This window comes from Acetomicrobium sp. (genome assembly GCF_059026225.1).
On sequence record NZ_JBWQOQ010000001.1, the window covers coordinates 1 to 19,403 of the forward strand.

22 protein-coding genes and 1 tRNA gene are annotated in these 19,403 nt (G+C 46.1%); 14 read left to right on the forward strand and 9 right to left on the reverse strand.

The features are described from left to right. Positions 1-404 precede the first annotated feature (404 nt). From AC5SXE_RS00005 to AC5SXE_RS00015, 3 genes are all read left to right on the forward strand, one after another. Positions 405-722 carry a winged-helix domain-containing protein gene (locus tag AC5SXE_RS00005; protein ID WP_493916246.1) on the forward strand — a complete coding sequence of 106 codons (318 nt, stop codon included), beginning with the start codon at positions 405-407 and terminating at the stop codon, positions 720-722. After that, positions 691-882: an NrpR regulatory domain-containing protein gene (locus AC5SXE_RS00010; protein ID WP_493916247.1), complete on the forward strand. Its 192-nt coding sequence runs from the start codon at positions 691-693 to the stop codon at positions 880-882. Before AC5SXE_RS00005 ends, AC5SXE_RS00010 begins: the two co-directional genes overlap by 32 nt. Positions 883-965: 83 nt before the next feature. Then, positions 966-1,241 carry an NrpR regulatory domain-containing protein gene (locus AC5SXE_RS00015; protein WP_493916248.1) on the forward strand — a complete coding sequence of 92 codons (276 nt, stop codon included), beginning with the start codon at positions 966-968 and terminating at the stop codon, positions 1,239-1,241. 192 nt (positions 1,242-1,433) lie between these two features. Here the strand turns inward: AC5SXE_RS00015 and AC5SXE_RS00020 are convergent. Beyond that, positions 1,434-1,507: transfer RNA gene (locus AC5SXE_RS00020), tRNA-Val, on the reverse strand. 354 nt (positions 1,508-1,861) lie between these two features. Between AC5SXE_RS00020 and AC5SXE_RS00025 the strand changes: the two genes are divergently transcribed. The 7 genes from AC5SXE_RS00025 to AC5SXE_RS00055 all read left to right on the forward strand — a co-directional run bounded on the left by AC5SXE_RS00025 (position 1,862) and on the right by AC5SXE_RS00055 (position 4,901). Then, positions 1,862-2,077, forward strand: a complete 216-nt coding sequence (locus tag AC5SXE_RS00025; protein WP_493916249.1) for a TRAP transporter small permease subunit — start codon at positions 1,862-1,864, stop codon at positions 2,075-2,077. A 94-nt stretch (positions 2,078-2,171) separates the two neighbouring features. Beyond that, entirely contained in the window at positions 2,172-2,390 is a 219-nt protein-coding gene (locus AC5SXE_RS00030) for a hypothetical protein (RefSeq protein ID WP_493916250.1), read from the forward strand. Positions 2,391-2,420: 30 nt separating this feature from the next. Further along, complete coding sequence (locus AC5SXE_RS00035) at positions 2,421-3,221, forward strand: TRAP transporter large permease (RefSeq protein WP_493916251.1); 801 nt, start codon at positions 2,421-2,423, stop codon at positions 3,219-3,221. A 110-nt stretch (positions 3,222-3,331) separates the two neighbouring features. Next, entirely contained in the window at positions 3,332-3,727 is a 396-nt protein-coding gene (locus tag AC5SXE_RS00040) for a TRAP transporter large permease subunit (RefSeq protein WP_493916252.1), read from the forward strand. Between the two features lie 136 nt (positions 3,728-3,863). Continuing rightward, positions 3,864-4,067, forward strand: a complete 204-nt coding sequence (locus tag AC5SXE_RS00045; protein WP_493916253.1) for a hypothetical protein — start codon at positions 3,864-3,866, stop codon at positions 4,065-4,067. A 23-nt stretch (positions 4,068-4,090) separates the two neighbouring features. Next, complete coding sequence (gene dctP / locus AC5SXE_RS00050) at positions 4,091-4,744, forward strand: TRAP transporter substrate-binding protein DctP (protein ID WP_493916254.1); 654 nt, start codon at positions 4,091-4,093, stop codon at positions 4,742-4,744. Then, entirely contained in the window at positions 4,716-4,901 is a 186-nt protein-coding gene (locus AC5SXE_RS00055) for a hypothetical protein (RefSeq protein ID WP_493916255.1), read from the forward strand. Before dctP ends, AC5SXE_RS00055 begins: the two co-directional genes overlap by 29 nt. Positions 4,902-5,087: 186 nt before the next feature. On the opposite strand, the gene AC5SXE_RS00060 is transcribed toward AC5SXE_RS00055, so the two are convergent. The 7 genes from AC5SXE_RS00060 to AC5SXE_RS00090 form a co-directional block, all read right to left on the reverse strand. Beyond that, complete coding sequence (locus AC5SXE_RS00060) at positions 5,088-5,369, reverse strand: aminotransferase class III-fold pyridoxal phosphate-dependent enzyme (protein ID WP_493916256.1); 282 nt, start codon at positions 5,367-5,369, stop codon at positions 5,088-5,090. Next, the gene (locus AC5SXE_RS00065; protein ID WP_493916257.1) at positions 5,347-6,357 is read right to left on the reverse strand and encodes an aspartate aminotransferase family protein; all 1,011 of its coding nucleotides are present in this window, start codon (positions 6,355-6,357) and stop codon (positions 5,347-5,349) included. Before AC5SXE_RS00065 ends, AC5SXE_RS00060 begins: the two co-directional genes overlap by 23 nt. 74 nt (positions 6,358-6,431) lie before the next feature. Next, positions 6,432-7,400 (reverse strand): hypothetical protein, encoded by a 969-nt coding sequence (locus AC5SXE_RS00070; RefSeq protein ID WP_493916258.1) that lies wholly within the window; start codon positions 7,398-7,400, stop codon positions 6,432-6,434. Between the two features lie 140 nt (positions 7,401-7,540). After that, positions 7,541-8,218, reverse strand: coding sequence for a hypothetical protein (locus AC5SXE_RS00075; RefSeq protein ID WP_303881625.1), 678 nt, complete (start codon positions 8,216-8,218; stop codon positions 7,541-7,543). 32 nt (positions 8,219-8,250) lie between these two features. After that, on the reverse strand, positions 8,251-8,949 hold the full coding sequence (locus AC5SXE_RS00080) for a DUF5058 family protein (protein ID WP_303881627.1): 699 nt from the start codon (positions 8,947-8,949) through the stop codon (positions 8,251-8,253). 796 nt (positions 8,950-9,745) lie between these two features. Next, positions 9,746-11,011, reverse strand: a complete 1,266-nt coding sequence (locus tag AC5SXE_RS00085) for a glycerate kinase type-2 family protein (RefSeq protein WP_493916259.1) — start codon at positions 11,009-11,011, stop codon at positions 9,746-9,748. A gap of 50 nt (positions 11,012-11,061) precedes the next feature. Next, entirely contained in the window at positions 11,062-12,225 is a 1,164-nt protein-coding gene (locus AC5SXE_RS00090) for an iron-containing alcohol dehydrogenase (RefSeq protein WP_493916260.1), read from the reverse strand. Between the two features lie 246 nt (positions 12,226-12,471). Between AC5SXE_RS00090 and AC5SXE_RS00095 the strand changes: the two genes are divergently transcribed. Continuing rightward, on the forward strand, positions 12,472-13,188 hold the full coding sequence (locus AC5SXE_RS00095; protein ID WP_303883048.1) for an SIMPL domain-containing protein: 717 nt from the start codon (positions 12,472-12,474) through the stop codon (positions 13,186-13,188). Between the two features lie 38 nt (positions 13,189-13,226). Here AC5SXE_RS00095 and AC5SXE_RS00100 read toward each other — a convergent pair whose 3' ends face one another. Then, complete coding sequence (locus tag AC5SXE_RS00100) at positions 13,227-14,882, reverse strand: phosphoenolpyruvate carboxykinase (ATP) (protein WP_310846579.1); 1,656 nt, start codon at positions 14,880-14,882, stop codon at positions 13,227-13,229. A gap of 297 nt (positions 14,883-15,179) precedes the next feature. Here AC5SXE_RS00100 and purC point away from each other — a divergent pair, with 297 nt between their 5' ends. The 3 genes from purC to purF all read left to right on the forward strand — a co-directional run bounded on the left by purC (position 15,180) and on the right by purF (position 19,398). Beyond that, on the forward strand, positions 15,180-15,887 hold the full coding sequence (gene purC / locus AC5SXE_RS00105) for a phosphoribosylaminoimidazolesuccinocarboxamide synthase (RefSeq protein ID WP_310846582.1): 708 nt from the start codon (positions 15,180-15,182) through the stop codon (positions 15,885-15,887). Between the two features lie 13 nt (positions 15,888-15,900). Next, positions 15,901-17,985 carry a phosphoribosylformylglycinamidine synthase subunit PurL gene (gene purL, locus AC5SXE_RS00110; protein WP_493916261.1) on the forward strand — a complete coding sequence of 695 codons (2,085 nt, stop codon included), beginning with the start codon at positions 15,901-15,903 and terminating at the stop codon, positions 17,983-17,985. Between the two features lie 63 nt (positions 17,986-18,048). Further along, positions 18,049-19,398, forward strand: a complete 1,350-nt coding sequence (purF, locus tag AC5SXE_RS00115) for an amidophosphoribosyltransferase (RefSeq protein ID WP_493916262.1) — start codon at positions 18,049-18,051, stop codon at positions 19,396-19,398. Positions 19,399-19,403: the final 5 nt, after the last annotated feature.

The window sequence follows — 19,403 nt, forward strand, 5'->3', positions numbered from 1 at the left end:
CCTCTAAAACTAACTTGCCTACCTTGGTCGTAAAGCGACATTTCCCTGTGACCGTCTCTTTACCCTGTCTTTTGGCCCCTTCAAAAGGTTTCATCTTCAATTGCTCTGAGGCTTGCAGCTTTAAGCACCTGATCTGGAACTTGCTCCGTCAATTTCGCTAAACCCCCGTCTATGGAAAGCAAATGTTACAACATATTGGTATCAATGATGGCCTGGTACCGGGTCATCCGTAATCTCTCCTGGTTGTGGTATTTGTTCAAGCTTCATCTTCCCGGAGGAAGGGGTGGCCCTTAAACACTTTTTTCTATCTTACATAACCCTTTTTACACGCTATAATGAACAATGCTTATAAGAACTGTCAAAGCTATGAGTTTTTGCAACTGGGATATCAGGAGGTTATGGTAGTGGAGATTCCAATGGTAAACAATGTGGAGGAATACCCTCCAACGGTAGTTGAGATACTTAGAAGCCTCTATTTCTCCGAAGATCCGCTGACGTCCGTTGAATTGAAAGATCAATTGGCTAGGCGTGGCTTTAGCATCGATGACAGGACTGTTCGTTATCACCTTTCCAATTTGGAAAAAGACGGCTTCATTACCCGTTTTGGAAGAAAGGGGGTGCTGCTTACTCCCGAGGGCAGCGAAGAGGCAAGGGCTTTGTTCGTCTTTGACAGGATAGGCCTGCTTCTTTATGGAAACCGAGATACTCATAACGAAAAGTGACCTCGATTTATGTTCTAACAAGGGAAAGGCAATTGTAAACATAACTGCTGTGCAGGAAGAGCGTTTCGATGAAGCTGTGTCCATTTTAAAGGAAGCATCAAATTCCAAACACTTACAGCTTTCTCCATTGATTGCGTTTTTGGAAGGGAGAATCCGCTGAATATGGAATTACAGGGCACCGGAAGGCCATAGGGCAATTCTTTGTCTTCTCTGCTCTGCCAACCACGATGTTGTCTTGAGGCGATGTGGTGTGCATGTAGAAACGGTCGGCTGACAGGTCTATTTAGGATACAGGATCATAAGTACAAGGGTTTTGCCGATATCATTTCCCATTCGGGGACCACGCTTAGCCCCGGCGAGCTTCTCGTCAGAGGTGGTTTTACCGACGTAATGTCTGCGGTGCGCACCGGAAGAGGATATGTCACCGCTGCGATTAAGACGTTTCCGTCCTTTATGTACGAAACAGTTGTTGAGGCCATCAAAAATTGTAAGAACGACAACATTAGCGGGCCTTTTTGAGTTGGGCTATCTGATGCCTCAGAAATACCAAATGAGCATTAAGGATCGTACTCGTGGTATATGCTTGTCTTTGGTGGTGCCAATTACTTTGCGCCTCTGGTCGAATGGGGAATTACTGGTGCCCTCTCCATAGCATCGGGGCTATTTAATATACAGGATATGCATGTTCCTCAAGCGAAAATCCAATAAAAATGGTGGGCGACACAGGTTTCGAACCTGTGACCTCTTCCGTGTGAGGGAAGCGCTCTCCCGCTGAGCGGTCGCTCACCGCGGTTTTGATTATAAACTACCATCCTGTGTTATGGCAAGTGGGACTTCCACTATAAAGCATCCGACTATACTCAAGTAGGATCTATAAAAACAAGCAGGTATAAATATTTCCATGAGTGCATATATTGATTAAATGATTTAAATCACTATCTATGAATAGCCTGGATAATTTGGTATACTTGCCTGTAAAGAATTTCTAGCGGTGCATCATAAGCAGTACACTAGATCAGGTCATTTGCAATATGCATGGGGGTGAGATCAGGGAATAATTTTTATATTTTAGCGGATTGCCCTGTAGATCAATTGAATTCATTTTCTTGTCTACTGCCAGAGAGAAGGGGGAGGAGTTTATGGGCCTAATTATCTGGAATTTGCTTGCAAAGACTGAGCGAACCATTATGTTCGTTACCTCTATTCTCATAGTCATATTAGTCATGATCCAGGTCATATTGAGATATGTCTTTAAGCAGCCCTATCATGGGGTAGAGGAAATGGCCACAATGTTGGGGTTTTGGATGTATTTCATAGGTGCCTGTGTAATGGCTCGAGGGAGAGGAGCCAAATAAAGGCGGACTTGCTCAACGTTATCGTCAAGAACCCCAAGAAGCTGGCCTTCGTTAAAGCCGGGGAACCCTTTTTACGTTAATCATGATAGCGATTATGACCAACTGGACATGGAATTACGTAATCTGGTCTTCAAAAACCCTTGAGCGCTCACCATCCCTGGGGATACCCATGATTTACTCTCAAATGGCCCTATTCGTATCAGCCGTGCTGATGTTACTGTATACCACTGTCGAATTTGCGGATTACCTGTTGCAGCTGCTAGGCAAAAGGCCGTCTGCAAGTGACGATGGATATGGAAGAGGAATTGTTTGATACGATAGAGGCGAAGGAGGACAAGGGATAATGCATATTATCATTGATATCCTCATCCTAATGATAACCATAATCATGGGAGTTCCAGTTCCTTTCTGTTTTATGGCTGCTGCTTTGTACATGGGAATTGTCTTCTTCCCGGACTTTTCTTTTCTCATGACCGTAGGCTTTAGGGCACTTAACTCACTAACCCTATTGTCGATCCCCTTCTTCATAATGGCGGGCATGCTAATGAGCTCAAGCGGAATAGCTGAAAGACTCACGACCTTTGCCGATTCCATCTTGGGTTGCATGAAAGGCGGGCTTGGGGCAGCTACGATTTGGGCATGTGCTATCTTCGGGGCGATCTCCGGGACAGCTTCATCGGCTGTGGCAGCAATCGGGACGATCATGATCCCGAAGTTGGAGGAAAGGGGCTACCCGAGATACTACTCTACCGCCATGGTAAGCTGCTCGGCCATCCTAGGCCAGCTGATACCTCCAAGCGTTCCAATGATACTGTACGGATGGGTTACGCAGAATTCCGTTACGGCATGTTTCCTTTCCACGGTCATCCCCGGAGTCATGTTGGCGACGATCTACTCTGTGATTAACTACTTCATGGTCAAAAGGAACTTTCCAACGGTCAAGGTTGAACCGCCGGCTCCCGGGTTTGAAAAGGTTAAAGAAGTCGCCCGTGCTACCAGGAGGAGCTTATGGAGCTTGCTGCTTCCGGTAATAATACTTGGAGCTATTTACGGAGGTGCAACGACCCCGACTGAAGCGGTCCTGGTAGCCGTGACCTATTCTGATAAGTTGTCGGTTTTTGGGTGTATAGGGAGCTCAACATGAAGACCTTTTTCACGTCCCTATACAATGCCTCACCACAAGCGGCGTCATAATATTGATGCTATTTTTCGTAACCATTTTAGGGCGCCTATATACGATGCAAAAGGTGCCCCATGATCATAGCAGATTTTCTCCTTTCCGTTTCAGACAATAAGATAGTGATCCTTTTAATGGTAAACGTCTTCCTTATAATCATAGGGATGCTTATGGATGATTTGAGTGGGACCATGTTAGCTGCGCCATTGCTTCTTCCGTTGATGATTCGCATTGGAGTACATCCTGTTCACTTTGCAGCGATATTAGGCACAAATTTGGGTTTGGGTAATGTAACACCTCCTACTGCACCGATACTGTATTTAGGGGGTCGTGTAGGTAAAGTTTCGTTCAATCAATATTTTCCAACAGCTTTGGTCTTCATGCTTTTGGGTAATCTCCCCGTGATAATACTCACTACCTATTGGCCTGGGCTTTCTATGTTCCTCCCGCGGTTAATCATGGGAGTAAAGTAATACAACGTGAACTTGGCCTCCAGAGGAGGTGGTCATATGACATAACCTGGCGATGGGCGTTAAACAAGGAGTGTAGGAGTATGGGAATATTATTTGGCGAGGGAGTTTCTTGAAAATCCTAAAGAGGAGGATTGTTATGAATATCAGGAGGTTTATTGTCCTATTTTTGATAGGCATCCTCGTATTGATGGCTTCTCCATTCATAGGACGACCTTCTTTCGCCGCAGAACCTCAATATCACTGGAGATTGGCCCAGGTTCATCCCGAAGGCAGCGATTACGATATTCGCGCAAGGGAATTCGCCCGCAAGGTCTTTGAAAGGGCACCAACGGCCGGATAAAAATTGACGTCTATTCCGGCGGCGTGTTGGGCGATTGGACAGAGATCTTCGAAATGCTCATGCGAGGCACGATAGAGATGGCATTGCAGCAGGCTAACGCTAACTTTGATCCTCAGCTTAATTTGGCTTACTATTTCCCATATCTGTTTACGACGTTCGATGAGGCAAAAAAGGTCTACGGGCCGGATGGATGGACGTTTAAGGTCAATCAAAGCTTGTGGGAAAAGCACAACATAAAGGCGTTAGATGTCCTACCCGTGGGCATGTCGGGCCTCTCGTTGAGCAAGCTGCCAGATAAATATGACGATCCAACCGTGTCCAAGGGGATGAAGGTCCGTGTCATGCCCATTAAGCCCTGCGAGTGGACGTACGAGGCCATGGGGTACATCGCCACGCCCATCCCCTATGCGGACGTCTATACTTCTTTGCAGATGGGGATTGCCGACGGGCAGATGGGAGGCCCGCCCTTCCAGGCCTGGCAATTCAGAGACGTGCAGAAGGTATGGATCCAATACAACGACTACATCGAGACCTGGTGGTTTGCCGTTAACAAGGGCATCTGGGACAAGCTTTCACCCGATGAACCAGAAGATCTTAACCCAGGCCGCCCAGGAGGAGGCCAGGATTCAATGGGAGAAGGCCGAACAAGTGGACGAGGAATATCGCCAGAAGCTTAAAAATGAATATGGATGGACTATCGTCATGCTGGATCAGAATCAACTTAATCGCATAGCCAGCCACGTTAGGAAGATAGTATGGCCTAAGATGGAGTCTTTGATTGGGTCGGAGCTTATGAACCGTATCTATGAGGAATCAGGCATTCCAAAGCAATAATTAACATTAAGAAAGAGGCGGACTTACCAATTCCGCCTCTTTCTTTGGAGGATTATTTTTACGAAAACGCTACTTACCAACCTCTCATGAACTGCAAGACTTCGTTTGACACCTTGCCCTGCAAGACGTCGCCTATGGATTCGTCTATGATGGCCATGGCTCGGTTTAATTGGTCTGCGGGGATGTTCAAGGGGGAGCGACGCGCAAGACGTTGCCGTGCTTGCCGAAGGTAATGAGTATCAATCCCTTTTCCCAGGCGCGCCAACATATTTTTTGTGCAGTGTCCTTGTCAGGTTCTTTGGTGCCAGGTTTCACTATATCAACGCCAACGAGGAGGCCCATGCCCCTGACGTCGCCTATTATTGGGTAGCGCTTGCCCATATCCTTGAATTGTTCCACCACTTGTTTGCCCTTATGTATGGCTTGTTCGGGGAGCCTTTCTTCGTCAACGACCTCTATGGCAGCCAATGCAGCAGACCGCGTTCACCGCATGACCGATATGCGTGAACACAAATAACGGCTGAGGCACGCTGTCCATTATCTCAGCCCTTCCGACGGCCGTTGATATTGGGAAGCCTCCGCCCAGAGCCTTGGCAGTGACGAGCATGTCGGGCTCGACATCGAAGTGCTCGATAGCCCATAACTTTCCTGTCCTTCCCATTCCAACTTGAACCTCCTCGTCGACGAAGACGATGCCATAGCTTTCAGACAGCTCTTTGAGCCCCTTCAAAAAAGCCTTCGGAGGAATTATGACTCCAGCGTCTCCCTGTATGGCCTCTACTATTATGCAGGCCGGCCTTTCGCTCAAATTGGAGATAGTTTTGTCGATAGCGGTAAGAACCTTATCGCTGAGCTCGTCGGGGCGTTCGTATCCGTCGATTCCAAAGGAGTTCCTGTAAGGGTCAGGGAATTCGACGAAATTCACGGCCATCGTGCCCAAGCGCTTCTTTGCGTTGACGTCCACTATGCCCGTTGCGGATAGGGCTCCGTAGGTCATCCCGTGATACGAATGCTCAAAGGCCATTATGGTATGCCTGCCGGTGTAAGCACGCGATGCCTTGATGGCGGAATCGACTCCGTCCGAACCTGAAAATCCAAAGGTCACCTTTTTGGGAAATTTGCCCGGCGTTATTTCCACGAGCCGCTTTGCAAGCTCTATCGGTTGTTTTTCATAGAAATAGGCCATGGTGTAGTTAATGACGCGGTCCATTTGTTTCCTTGCTGCTGCTACGACCTTAGGATGCGTATGGCCGATGTTGTAAACTGCTGCGCTTGTCAAGAAGTCTATGAATTCATTTCCGTCAACGTCCTTTACGATTGAGCCCGAGGCTTCTTCTACGACAAGGGGGTAATATTTGAGGCCACATGCCTTGGGTATGTACTTATCTTCCTGTTCGACAATTTGCAAGTTGGCATCCAATTTTTTGTCCGTATATAGCTTAACCTTTTCCCACATGTCTCTTAATTAGCCTCCTCATTAATATAATATGTAAAATATACTTATTTTTTATTTAATGACTGTAATATTAGTTACTTTGTGACTACGTTGGCTTTTCCTGCCTTTGCTATTTTATAAAGGCCTATAGTAAATAGCGCAACTCCATGTAGGATAAAAAATCCCCATGATATAGTGCCGTAACCTTTTGCGATAAGAGAAATCAGGCCGAAAGAAGATATCAAAAGACCCAGAAAAGCCATGACGAAGCCGACGATCCCCCGCAGTTTCTTTGAGATCTCTTTGCCCTTTTTGTCGAGCATGTATGAGTTTAGACGCTCGTTGACTGCATGAATAAAACCTGTCCCGGTCTCAATCATAGTGCCGAAGAGAACGACCATATATGCTATAAGAAGGGATGTGTATCCTAATTTATTGAGTGTCAGATATATTGGGACATCAGCAGTCAGCACATCTGGATAGCCTCCAAGCAAGACAATGTAACAGAAAAGTCCGGGCAGAATTGTAAGTAATCCTGCAAATATACCCGATATTATGGCTTCTTTTCTCGTCTCGATGTACCGCGATGCAAATAGGATCGCAGGCAGGCATCCTAGATTGTAAAAAGCATACTGGAACCCGCCAAGAGCCCAACCTGATTTTTCTGCCCCTATAGCGAAGCTTGCCGAGATCGTTCCGCTTAATTTTATATAACCAACTATTAGAAAGATTATATAAACCGCATAGAGGACGAAAGACCACCAGGACAGAGCAACCGCAATAACTCTGCTCCCGGAATACGTCAAAAGGGCAATTAGCAACAAAAACGCCCCACCTCCGACGAGGGGCGGTATGTTAAAGGTATCTCTTAATATGCTTCCAGCTGCGGCACCGCATACCCCAAGAACTATAAAGAGCAATATTATGTAGCATATTTCATAAAGGGGCCAAGCACCTCCAAGTAGCTGTTTAAAGAAGGTTCTGTAATCGTAAGTACGAAATATACGTGCGAATTCAAAGCTAGCTGCAGAAACAGCTGCCCATAACAATGTTGTAATTATCATGCCTAAAAGGCCGTTTTTCGGACCATATTGCATAAAATATTCGACAAGTTCTCTACTCCACGAACTGACCCTGAAGCTCCTTTGCCCTTTCCTTCAATCTGTCAAACCTTCCCACGATTTATCCCTCCAAGCGTAGGATGTTACTTAATTACGCCTTTTTTATAAAATATTCTTGCGATCCCGATGGTTCCAAAGACCGATGCGAGTATGATGATCCAAACGGGCACTTTGAAAATCAAGAGCGCTATGGGAATCGCCAGTGCAAAAGGTGCCAACTCTGGCTGTCGTAGCGAAAACTGGCCGAATACCGCACCAAATATTGCAGGGGCAGTATAACTTCTAAAGGCATCGGCCACGGCTGGTGGGAACAACTTGATCAACGAATAACCCACAAAGGCTGCAAGGGTTACAGCAACGAAGTTTACGATGATCGAGCCGATAATTCCCATTGTGCCTATTAGTTCCGCCTGCCTCGTCCCTTCCTTAACCCCCAAAACTTCTTGAGCCATTGCGGAACAGGGTAACCTCAGATTAGATACGTTGCCACTCAAAATCGACATGTACGTGCCTGCCAATCCCAAGATGGGATAGTAAGAGATCGGTTCTACGAAGTACATGGCTCCAAACACTGCGGCTATAAGCCCCCAGGCTGTTATTGCCGTTGACAGTTTCGGATAAACACCATATACAATGTATAGGTAAACCAAAGGAAGAAAGCTCAAGATACAAGCACTAAGCATGGTTATCATTCCTATTCTTACTACAGGACGCGTCCAATGTTCATGAAGGAACGCATCGTCAATTTTTTTCTCCGACATTTTCTTACCTCCTCTCCATCCACGTTAATTTACTAGAATAAAATGGCCGCCACAGTCATGCCAATTAGCATGGCAATACCCAACGTGTACTCCTTAAGCCAGCTCGCCTTTTTGGCGACCTTTAACAGGATAACCATCGACACACCACCAACAATTGCTGCAGTCAGTGGACCATTGAAAGCTATTATGTTGCGGCCGTTTAAGTAACCAAAAACGCCTATCATGGCAGCAGATGTCAATATTGCCAACCATGCTGGATCGCCAGCACCCATCTTCTCCCTAAAAGCTTCCAGCTTATGGGCAAAAAGCCCCACGAATAGAAGCCAACCACAACCGTTGATGGCCATGGTCCACCAAGAGACCGACATGGCGTAAAGGTCGTAGCCCTCTCCGCCGAATGTAACTCCTACAGCATCGGCCCCGACTGTTGCTGCCGTAAGCTCTGTTGGAGCAGCTCCTATAACTGCTAGGCGCATCCAAGCCATGGGAGCTCCTATAACTGACATCAGGCCAACCATAATGATGAAGATTGCTATCGAAGGTCCAATTGCCGTTATAGCGCCTGCTCTAAAAGCGAGCTTAAGCTGATCATGGGTCAGATCCACTATATCTGCAGTCTTGTAAATTTGCTTGTAGTATAGATAGGCTTGAATTACAGTCAGTATTGCTACAGGAGCAGCCGTAAGCCAAACTCCTAACGAGTTCGCTACACTAAGGACATCCTCGCTCATCTTTCTACCTCCTTATAATTTAAATTGTTTTTAGTACGAACATGGTTTGCCTTAAATTATCTATTACAAATTCCTCGATTGTATCCCCTTAAACACTTGCATCACCTTTCAAATAGCATGCAATCATATGAAATCCATGCCATATTGCGATATTGCACTATAGGTGACAATTTCAAGACGAGTATTCATATGTTGGTCATTTTTAATCTTATTTTACAAGATGTATACAACATTCGTCGATACATGTAAGATATTCATAATATCGTCCATTATGACTCTTTTAGGGTAATATGAAACAGCATCATAGTCATAATACTTGTATTGAATTAACGATACTGCTCATTTCTATAATAAAACTCACATAAATACACACTCAACGATGAAAGATTATATCATAAGTAAATAATACCAAAGCATATGAGTTTTTCAACATTTAAAATTTTTGTTGCAAACGAGTGCGGCTGCTTACCAACAGCCATGGGATAAGGGCCTAATAATTGCGATGGCAATAAAAGGCATGGGCTTACATGGGCTTAATTGTGGAGCCGTTTAATGCTTAATTTTTGATTATAGGCGAGATATACATCAATACCATATCATCCGGACGATATAACCTAGCTTAGTTATTTCGAGTGGGTCCAGTAAGGGACGGGGGAATATCGGGATGGCAGTTCATAATCAAAACCGCGGTGGGCAACAAGCTTACCGGGTGAGCAATTCCCTTACAGGGAAGACGCCACGGGTTCGAAACCTGCGTCGCCCACCATTTTTATTTAACAGGCTTATTTAACAGACCTTAACTATGCAGTTCGGCACCACCGCACAATATAAAGATCAAATCATTTACGTTTGTGCCCGTAGGCCCCGTCTTTATCAAGCTGCCAACGGCCTGCAAGGCATGATAGGAATCATTGTCATCTAAGGCATCGTCGATATCGATCCCGGCTTCCTCCAACATTATGGCCGTTTGTCCGTCCACGATTCCGCCTGCAGCATCCGTTGGGCCGTCTGTTCCGTCCGTTCCTACGGAGACTATCACAACTCCTGGGTAATTTCTTATGCCTCTAGCGGCAGACAAAACCAGCTCCTGGTTTCTGCCTCCTTTTCCTTTTCCTTTCACACGAACAATCGTTTCTCCGCCCAGGATTATCGCGCATGGTCTTTTTAAGGGCCTTTCTTTTTCCATCTCTTCCCTGGCTATTGAAGCTAAAAATAAACCCGCTTCTTTTGCCTCGCAATCGAGGGTGGTGGTCAGAATTAAGCTATCGTATCCTAGTTTTCTAGCTATCTTTTCGGCGCTTTCACAGACCTTGGAAACGCTTCCTATAATCCTCGTTTCCACGTTATACAGCCTTTTTGGAGTTTCCTCCTTTAATTTTTCTAGTATATTATCCGGCAATTCCAAGTCGTACTTTTTTATTATTTTCTCTACATCTCCCACTGTAGTGGAATCCGGATAGGCTGGTCCTGAGGCGATGCTATCAAGCCTGTCACCTAGGACGTCTGAAAGAACGAGCGAATATACCTTGGCAGGCAAAACCAGCTGAGCGAACTTCCCGCCCTTTACTTGAGACAGCCGCTTTCTTATGGCGTTTATTTCCACTATATTGGCTCCGCATCTTAAAAGCATATCGGTGACATTTTTTATGTCCTCCAAACTCACGCCTTCCACGGGAAGTTCAAAAAGGGCAGACCCCCCTCCAGAAACCAAAAACAGCACAGCATCGTCCTTAGAAAGGTTTTGTACAAATTCTATGGCCTTTTTCGTCGCTTTAATGGTATTTTCGTCAGGGATAGGATGCCCAGCTTCACAAACCTCAAGGCCATCTATCGGGCCCTGCGAATGACCATACTTTGTTATCACTACTCCGCCTTTTATCCTGCCTTTAAGATGATCTTTTGCCGACCTAGCCATCCTCCAAGCAGCTTTTCCTATGGCGACCAAATAAATCTTGTCACCCAAATCTAGCTTTTTAAACTCTTGTTCCACTGCCTTTTCGGGCAGTACCGAGCTAATAGAATCCTCTATTATCCTAAAGGCATCTTCTTTTAAGCTCTTCACAATCATCAGCTCCGCATAGGTATCGATGATATTTCCATAAATGGTAGGCTTTAATCCGCCATAGCTCTTCTAAACAGGGTTAAATAATCCTCTTTAGTCATTTCACGGGGGTTGCTCTCCGTGGAAATGTTCTTAGCGGCCATATCGGCCAACTTTTCCAAATCTTCCTCTTTGACGCCAAGGCTTTTAAAGGAGGGCAGGCCCACGTCTACCGCCAGTTCCTTCACTCTTTCAACGGCTTTCATAGCCCCTTCCTCTATGGTATAAAAGACTTCTCCCATAGCTTGCGCAATCCTGGAGTACTTTTCAAGGCAAAACTCAACATTGTATTCCATCACGTATGGCAACAAAACGGCGTTACAAATACCGTGAGGTGCGTCGTAAACCCCACCTAAAGCCTCGGCCATGCAATGGACAGAACCGACATCAGAGTGGCTAAAGGCGATTCCTGCAAGCAAACTTCCCACCAACATGCAGGCTCTCGCCTCGATATCTTCTCCATTTTTGACTGCGTTCACCAAATTATTGGATATAAGCTCAATTGCATATAAAGCCAAGGCGTCGCTGACCGGTTCGGATACCTTAACTGTATAAGCCTCTATCGCGTGGGTCAATGCGTCCATGCCGGTGGAAGCGGTGATATGAGGAGGAACGGTAACGGTCAGTTTTGGGTCAAGCAAGGCAACTTTTGCCGCCATAAAAGGGCTTCTGACCGTCATCTTGTAATTGTTTTCGGTGTCGGTAATGACCGCCGAAAAGGTTACCTCACTTCCCGTGCCCGCTGTCGTCGGTATGGCGATGAAAGGCAGGATTTGCTTTTTCACTGCGGTCTTTCCCTCAAAATCCTTTATCCTCTTTCCGTCGTGGGAAACCAAAACGCCAATGGCTTTGGCACAGTCGATAACGCTTCCCCCACCGATGGCAACCATCGCGTCGGCTCCAAAGCTTCTTACGACTTGAGCACCCCTTTCGACGTTTCGGTCCTTCGGATTTGGATCTACTCCGTCAAAAACGTTATAAAGCAGTTTCTCTTCCTTCAAGATAGAAGTTATTTTGTCCAATAAACCGGCTTTTATAATGCCCGGATCGGTGATGATGGCCACCTTTTGAGCCTTAAGCAGCCTCAGTTCATCGCCAAGCTTACTTATGACACCTACTCCATATTCGATCCTCGTAGGCAGCTCGAAACTAAATTCCCTTAATATGTTCGTCACTTTTCATCACCTTTTTCATAAAGAGATTGCAGCAAAATTAATGATATCGATTCTTTTCTAAATTTCGTGCTACATCGTTAACTTCTCGACGTTTCATGAAAATTATAACACCACCAAAACGGCCTAAAGCGAGCTTAACCTAGGTTGACCCACACTAAACATTCGTAGCTGTCACCTAAAAGATGCATAAAATAACGCTGCCGGTGCCTGATACGAGTTATAATAACAAAAAGGGGGTATTTAAAAATGACGGACCGAAGGACCATCGCTTTTTTGGCTTTAGGCCTGTGTCTGGCCTGTGGGCTTATAATCTCGAGCTACTTTTTAAGCAACGCTTTAAAGGAAATAAAGATGGCGGAACGTTACGTCACTGTTAAGGGATTGTCAGAGCGAATCGTGGAGGCAGACCTCGCGATATGGAACATATCCTTCAGGAACTCCGCCAACGACCTTGAGGAGCTTCAAAACGACATAGATGACAACAAAGCTAAGCTATATAATTTTTTACTTGGAATGGGTTTTTCTGAGTCAGAAATTTCAAGCATGCCCCCACAAATTACCGACACACAATCTCTGCCCTACTACGATGCCGGCAAAGGGAGAGAATATCGTTACATCGCAGTGACAAGGATAACTCTTCGCTCGAATAACGTTGCCGGTGTAAAACACGCTATGGAGAAAGCAGGAGAGCTGGTATCATCGGGAATTGCCATCGGCGAGGACAGCTCCGCGCAGTTTTCCTTCACAAAGTTAAATGACATAAAGCCCGAAATGATCGCCGAGGCGACCAAAAACGCGAGAGAAGCTGCGGAACAGTTTGCCAGAGATTCGGGATGTCAGGTTGGCGCAATAAGAAGGGCAACCCAGGGGTATTTCACCATCAACGACAGGGATGCCGGGTCACCCGATTACAAAGTGGTCCGAGTTGTGACTACCATAGACTTCTTCCTATCGTCACGTTGATATAACGCCCTTGTGGAAAACATGGTTTTTCACACCTGCTATTTTGCCTTTGGATGTGACGCTTCTTCGAGAATCTTCTCCAAAACTTCTATCGTCTCTCGGGGCAGTTTATCAAAACCGCCCCTTTCGGTTTCTTTCTCTTTGATAAACTTAATTCTATCGTTCATGCGCGCGATGAACTGCTCTTTATACCCTTTGTCACTTAAATCCGGCATGAAGCCATCAAGATGCATGATCTGAAGATCGGAAAAATTATCCCAGGGCACAAAACACGGCTTCTCCTCCGTTATGTTTTCTATAATTTGAAGGGTAAGCTTTGCCTCAATATCTTTTCCCATGAAATCTCCCGTGTTAAGGATGTAGCAATCAACGCCGCTGGCTAAAAATGTTTTGAAGCCTTCGTAATCAACGCTCAAGGGATATACCCTGAAAGGATTAGCATAGGGTTCAAAAACCAAGGCATCGGGGTCAACCCCCGGCGCAAGCCTTTCAGCCGTCGTCCTTCTTGTTGCAAGCGTAGCACCCAAAGTTGAACCCAGGCATGGATCCGTCACCTTCACCACGGGCGGCATAGTTGGATCTCTCATGAGCCAAAAGATGGCGTTTATTGGATCTTCCATTATATCTACCCTGTTTGGCGACCAAAACCTTGACCTTATCGCCCTCCCGTTTCCATTTCTCAAGTCTCGCATTATGGCGTAAAGCTTCCCGTCTTTACCTATGCTTGCTCCATTATTTTGAAGCGTTACGATAAACCTGCTCGCCTCGCTGTGCATGGAATAATCTTGCGTTTTATCGAAATATGTAGGCTCTAAAGCAATGGAGTACCCCTCATTGCGATTGACGACGAAGGCGTCATCGTGCAAGACGGTTATTTCGTATTTGCCTCCGTGTGTTGCGTGGGTAATCGTGGACTTCCCAGAGCCCGACAGTCCAAAGACTGCCATAACGAAGTTTCTTCCGCCATGCAATTTAAGCCTTTTCAAACCACCGTGGCAGGAAAGAAATCCGTTTCTTGCGGCTGTACCCCAAGCTAAAGTTAAAGTGCCTTTCTTGAATTCCCCAAAGTATCTTAACCCCAAAATGGCAGCACAGTTATGATTTGGATCAAAAAAGGCCAAGCCAAGCGGATGTTCCGGGTGTTGCCAATCCGGATCAGAGAAAATAAAGATGTCTCCTTCCGGATACACCCTGGAATCTTGATATATCTTGCTGTAACAGTCATCGAGATATTGGAAATTGAGTATCCAGTTATATAAAATGTTTTCGTGTCCTTCGGGAACAAGCAAGTGGGCCTTGATCATGAAATCGGGATGCAATCCTACGATAGCCTCAGCGCGATATAACTTGCGAAATCGAGTCCCGTAAACTGCCTCCCGAAGTTTCGTAGCATATTCGTCGACCTTGACGTTAGGCTCGCCCACGATTCGCCTGGCAGCGGCACATCGACCCACAACTGCCCCATCGTTAAAAAGTAACACCTTTGCCCCTTCGGGCAAACCCATTTTTTCTGCTTCAAATACCGGCATTCCTGAAAGTTCTATCGTACCCGGACTATCTTTTGCGAGATAGTAAGCCTCCTTTACAGAGGCCACGGACATGACGTTGTTGCCGTAGAAAGGAGTTTCAACAGTCGTGCGGATCCTGGATTGATTTTTTTCAAATCCATTTTGTATACATCCTACAGTAGCCATGCAATATCACTCCTTCACCTCCAAGATACCGTAAACTTTTCGGTGTTACATCGTAATATAAAATTATTAGACATTGAGCAAGTTCTCAAAAATCAGGCTTTTAATTAAGATAATCTTATTCTATCATCTTATCACAGGGAGTAGTTCAGTCTACCACAAAAATACGATGCCAAAAAATCGTTCAGATCAAGCGTAAATCCCTTTTAGCTTTTTATGCTTTATGGAGCCAAATATATTGACATTTATAGCTATCTATGCCATAAATGTAAACACTGGTACGGAATATGAGGTGATGATATGAATAAAATTAAGCTTATTTATGAGGGGAAGGCAAAGAAAGTCTACGAGACCGATGATCCAACCCTTGCGATATTCGAATACAAAGACTCGCTAACGGCCTTTAACGCAAAGAAAAAAGACTCTCTACAAGGCAAGGGAAGACTGACAAACCTGATAAGCGCCACCTTTTTCGAGCTTCTGCAAAGTAAAAACATCCCCACCCACTTCGTAAAGTTATTGGACGACAACCACCAACTCGTGAAAAAGCTCAAGATAATTCCCCTGGAAGTGGTTGTTAGAAACGTAAGCACGGGATCTTTATGCAAAAGGCTGGGCGTCCGGGAAGGCTTAAATCTTGATCCCCCACTTGTGGAGTTTTACCTGAAAAACGATGAGCTTGGCGATCCCTTGGTGACGGAAGATCACATCAGGGCATTTAGCTTTGCCTCAAAGGCCCAAGTAGAAAGGATGAAGCAACTTAGCATAAAAGTTAACGAGATATTGTCCGAATTCTTGCTAGAACGCGGCATTAAGCTCGTAGATTTCAAACTGGAGTTCGGAACGGACGACGATGGAAATGTTTATGTAGCTGACGAAATTTCTCCCGACACATGCCGCTTTTGGGATCTCTCGTCAAGTGAACGATTGGATAAAGATAGATTCAGGAAAGACTTAGGAAACGTCTTAGAGGCATACGAAGAAATCTGGCGCAGAATACGGGAATAAAGGAGATGCAAAAATGAGAGAAACCTTCTTCGGTTTAAGGGAGGAAGAATATCTGCAGATAAAAGACGCCTTGGGGAGGGAGCCAAACGATATCGAATTAAGGCTGTTCTCCGTGATGTGGTCTGAGCACTGCAGTTACAAGTCCACCAAAGATTTGCTGGCCCTTTTTCCAACGGAAGGCAAGCACGTCCTTCAAGGTCCGGGAGAAAATGCCGGAATCGTAAATATTGGTTCGGGTTTTGGCATAGCCTTCAAGATGGAAAGTCACAACCACCCTTCTGCCATAGAACCCGTCCAGGGAGCTGCTACGGGCGTGGGTGGGATCATCAGGGACGTTCTGGCCGTGGGAGCTCGCCCCATAGCCTCCATGGACTGCCTTTTTTTAGGCCCGCCAAGCGATGAAAGATCTAACTTCTTGCGAGAGGGAGTCATAAAAGGAATCGCAAATTACGCCAACTGCACCAGTGTTCCAACCGTAGGGGGCTTGACCTACTACGATCCTTGTTACAGAGAAAACCCCTTGGTCAACGCCATGTGCGCAGGGTTGGTAAAGTTAGATAAAGTTATTAGTTCCGGTGCATCCAAACCCGGAAACGTCTTGGTGTTGCTGGGTTCAAAGACGGGCCGTGACGGAGTTGCAGGAGCTGCTTTTGCCTCGACTCAGCTTGACGATGCTGTAAAGGAAAGTAAGCCTCAGGTCCAGGTGGGCGACCCCTTCGCCGGAAAAGTGCTCATAGAATGCACCCTTGAAATATTGGACAAAGGCTTGATCGTCAGCATGCAAGACATGGGAGCTGCCGGCATAACATCATCTGCCGTCGAATTGGCCGCAAAAGCAGGGGCAGGCGCCGAAATTTACTTGGATAACGTGCCTTTGAGAGAAAAGGATATGGAGCCCTTTGAGATTGCCCTTTCCGAATCTCAAGAAAGAATGCTACTCGCAATAGAGGAAGAAAACTTTGACGAAGTAAAAGCCTTGGCCGACAAATGGAACCTTGAGTGCGAAATTATAGGAAAAATCATCCCGGAAGATAAATACGTCTTAAAGGATAAAGGCGAAATCGTGGCCAACGTTCCCGCATCCCTTCTTACTTCAAGCCCTAAGATCGAATGGCCCAAGCGCGAGCCCGTCAAAGTTGAAGTCAAATACCCCAAAGACGAAACGATCATGCTTGAAAGGGGTGACCTTTCAAGGCTCGCGAATATCTTGTACTCTTTACCGCAATTTGAGGACAAATCATGGATTTACGAACAGTTCGACTATACGGCTCAAAGCAGGACCATGCTTGGGCCGGGAAATCCCGTGGCCATCCTTTGCGTAAAAGAAATAGATGAGCTCGTGGCACTTGCCGTCGCGAGCGATCCCTGGAGGTGCGCCGTTGACCCCTTCACTGGAGGAGCTGAAACGGTCGCCAGGGCAATAAGAAAACTGGCCGTAGCAGGTTCATATCCACTTGGTATGACCGATTGCCTTAATTTTCCTTCTCCCGAAATCCCCGAAAACTTTTGGAGCATATCTGAAGTAGTAAAAGGCATGGCCGCAGCATGCAGGGAGCTTGACTGTCCCATTGTTTCAGGAAACGTCAGTCTTTATAACGAGTCACCAAAGTGTGCGATTTTGCCCACGCCGGCAGTATGCGCCGTTGGTGCCTTTGATGGCAAGACATTTTTAAAAAGCAACGATCCCGATGTATCGGACAAACTGTTCTTAGCAGGAAAAGACGGCCAGCTGCAGGCAAGCGCTTACCAGCGAATCTTTGAAGGAAAACTGACAGGACCCGTTGAACCCCTTGATTTTGACGCCGAACGCGCATTTTGCGAGCGTGCCATAAAAACGGCTGTTTTGCAAGCCGCCTCAAGCGGAAGATGCGTAGGCCACGGAGGGTTAATTATAACCTTGATGAGGATGACTGCTAAGGCAGAGCTTGGATGTAAGATTAAAGGGGCCGACGAAAAGCTTTTGTTTGGCGAAGGAGGCCCGCGAGCCTTATATTCGGTTCCCGAGGCCAAGACAGAGGATTTTTTAAAGATATGGAAAGGTTATCCGATTCGGGAGATTGGAACCGTTATAAATAATAAAGGTATTCATTTAATATAAAACGGACATATTCGCGGGATTTAATTTAACCAGCCATAGTGTTATTTATGGAGGCAAAGGAGAATGTGCGGAATATTTGGCGTTAGCACTCCAAAAAAAGAGCAGATTTTGGAGGATATCTACTTGGGTTTATATGCCCTTCAACATCGTGGGCAAGAATCGGCAGGCGTTGCGTGGATAGACAATGAAGCCCAACTGCAGATCCAAAAAGGGATGGGCTTGGTACACGCTGCGTTAAACCAGGAAAAACTCGCAAAAGAAAAGACCACATGCGCCATAGGTCATGTCCGTTACGTCACGGCGGGAAAGTCAAGTTTAATAAATGCCCAACCCCTGCACGCCTCCTATTTTAAGGGTCATGTCGCCATAGCCCACAACGGCAACATTACTAATGCAGAAGGCTTAAAGCGCGACCTTGAATCCAGGGGCGCCATATTTCAATCCGCCACAGACACGGAAGTCATCTTGCACCTCATGGCTCACGAACAAAATTTATCGCCTATCGACGCACTAATAAAATCTTTAAGCAAACTCAGAGGTGCCTTTAGCATCGTCGCCTTGATCGAAGGCAGCTTAGTTGCTGCAAGGGACCCGTGGGGTTTTAGACCCTTGACGATAGGAAAAAGGGACGGCATTTTCTACGTGGCTTCCGAAAGTTGCGCTCTGGACATCGTCAAAGCCAGTTATGTGCGCGACGTGATGCCCGGTGAAATCATAATTATAAACGAAGGGAACATGAAAAGCTTAAATATTGGCGTGAATACAACCAGACGTTTCAGATGTTCCTTTGAATACGTTTACCTGGCTCGCCCGGACAGCAACATAGACGGCCGTTCCGTATACGACGTGAGATTAAAGCTGGGTCAAAATCTGGCCAAAACTTGCCCTTGCCCTCAAGGAGAACTCGTCTTAGGGCTGCCCGATAGCGGCACAATAGGAGCTCTTGGCTACGCTTTCGCTTCAAAATTGCCCTACGAAATGGCCATCGTAAGGAACAGATACGTAGGAAGGACCTTTATTCAGCCCACGAGGCGCGTCAGAGAACTTGGCGTTCAGATCAAGTTAAACCCCATCGACAACCTGATAAGGGACAAAAAGATAGTCGTCGTTGATGACTCAATCATACGAGGCACTACCTCGAAGATAGCCCTTCGCTTCCTTCGCGAAGCCGGCGCCAAGGAGATTCACTTGCGTATAGCTTCACCACCCGTTAAATTTCCCTGCATTTACGGAATAGATACCCCAACGTCTTCTGACCTGGCAGCGGCAAAGATGGACGTGGAAACTCTAAAAAAACACATAGGAGCTGACTCCTTATGCTTCCTTGATATCGAAGACCTTATCGGCTCCATCAACCTTCCTGAAAGCGAACTTTGCACGGCCTGTTTTAGCGGCAATTATATGGAGGAATGATGCCC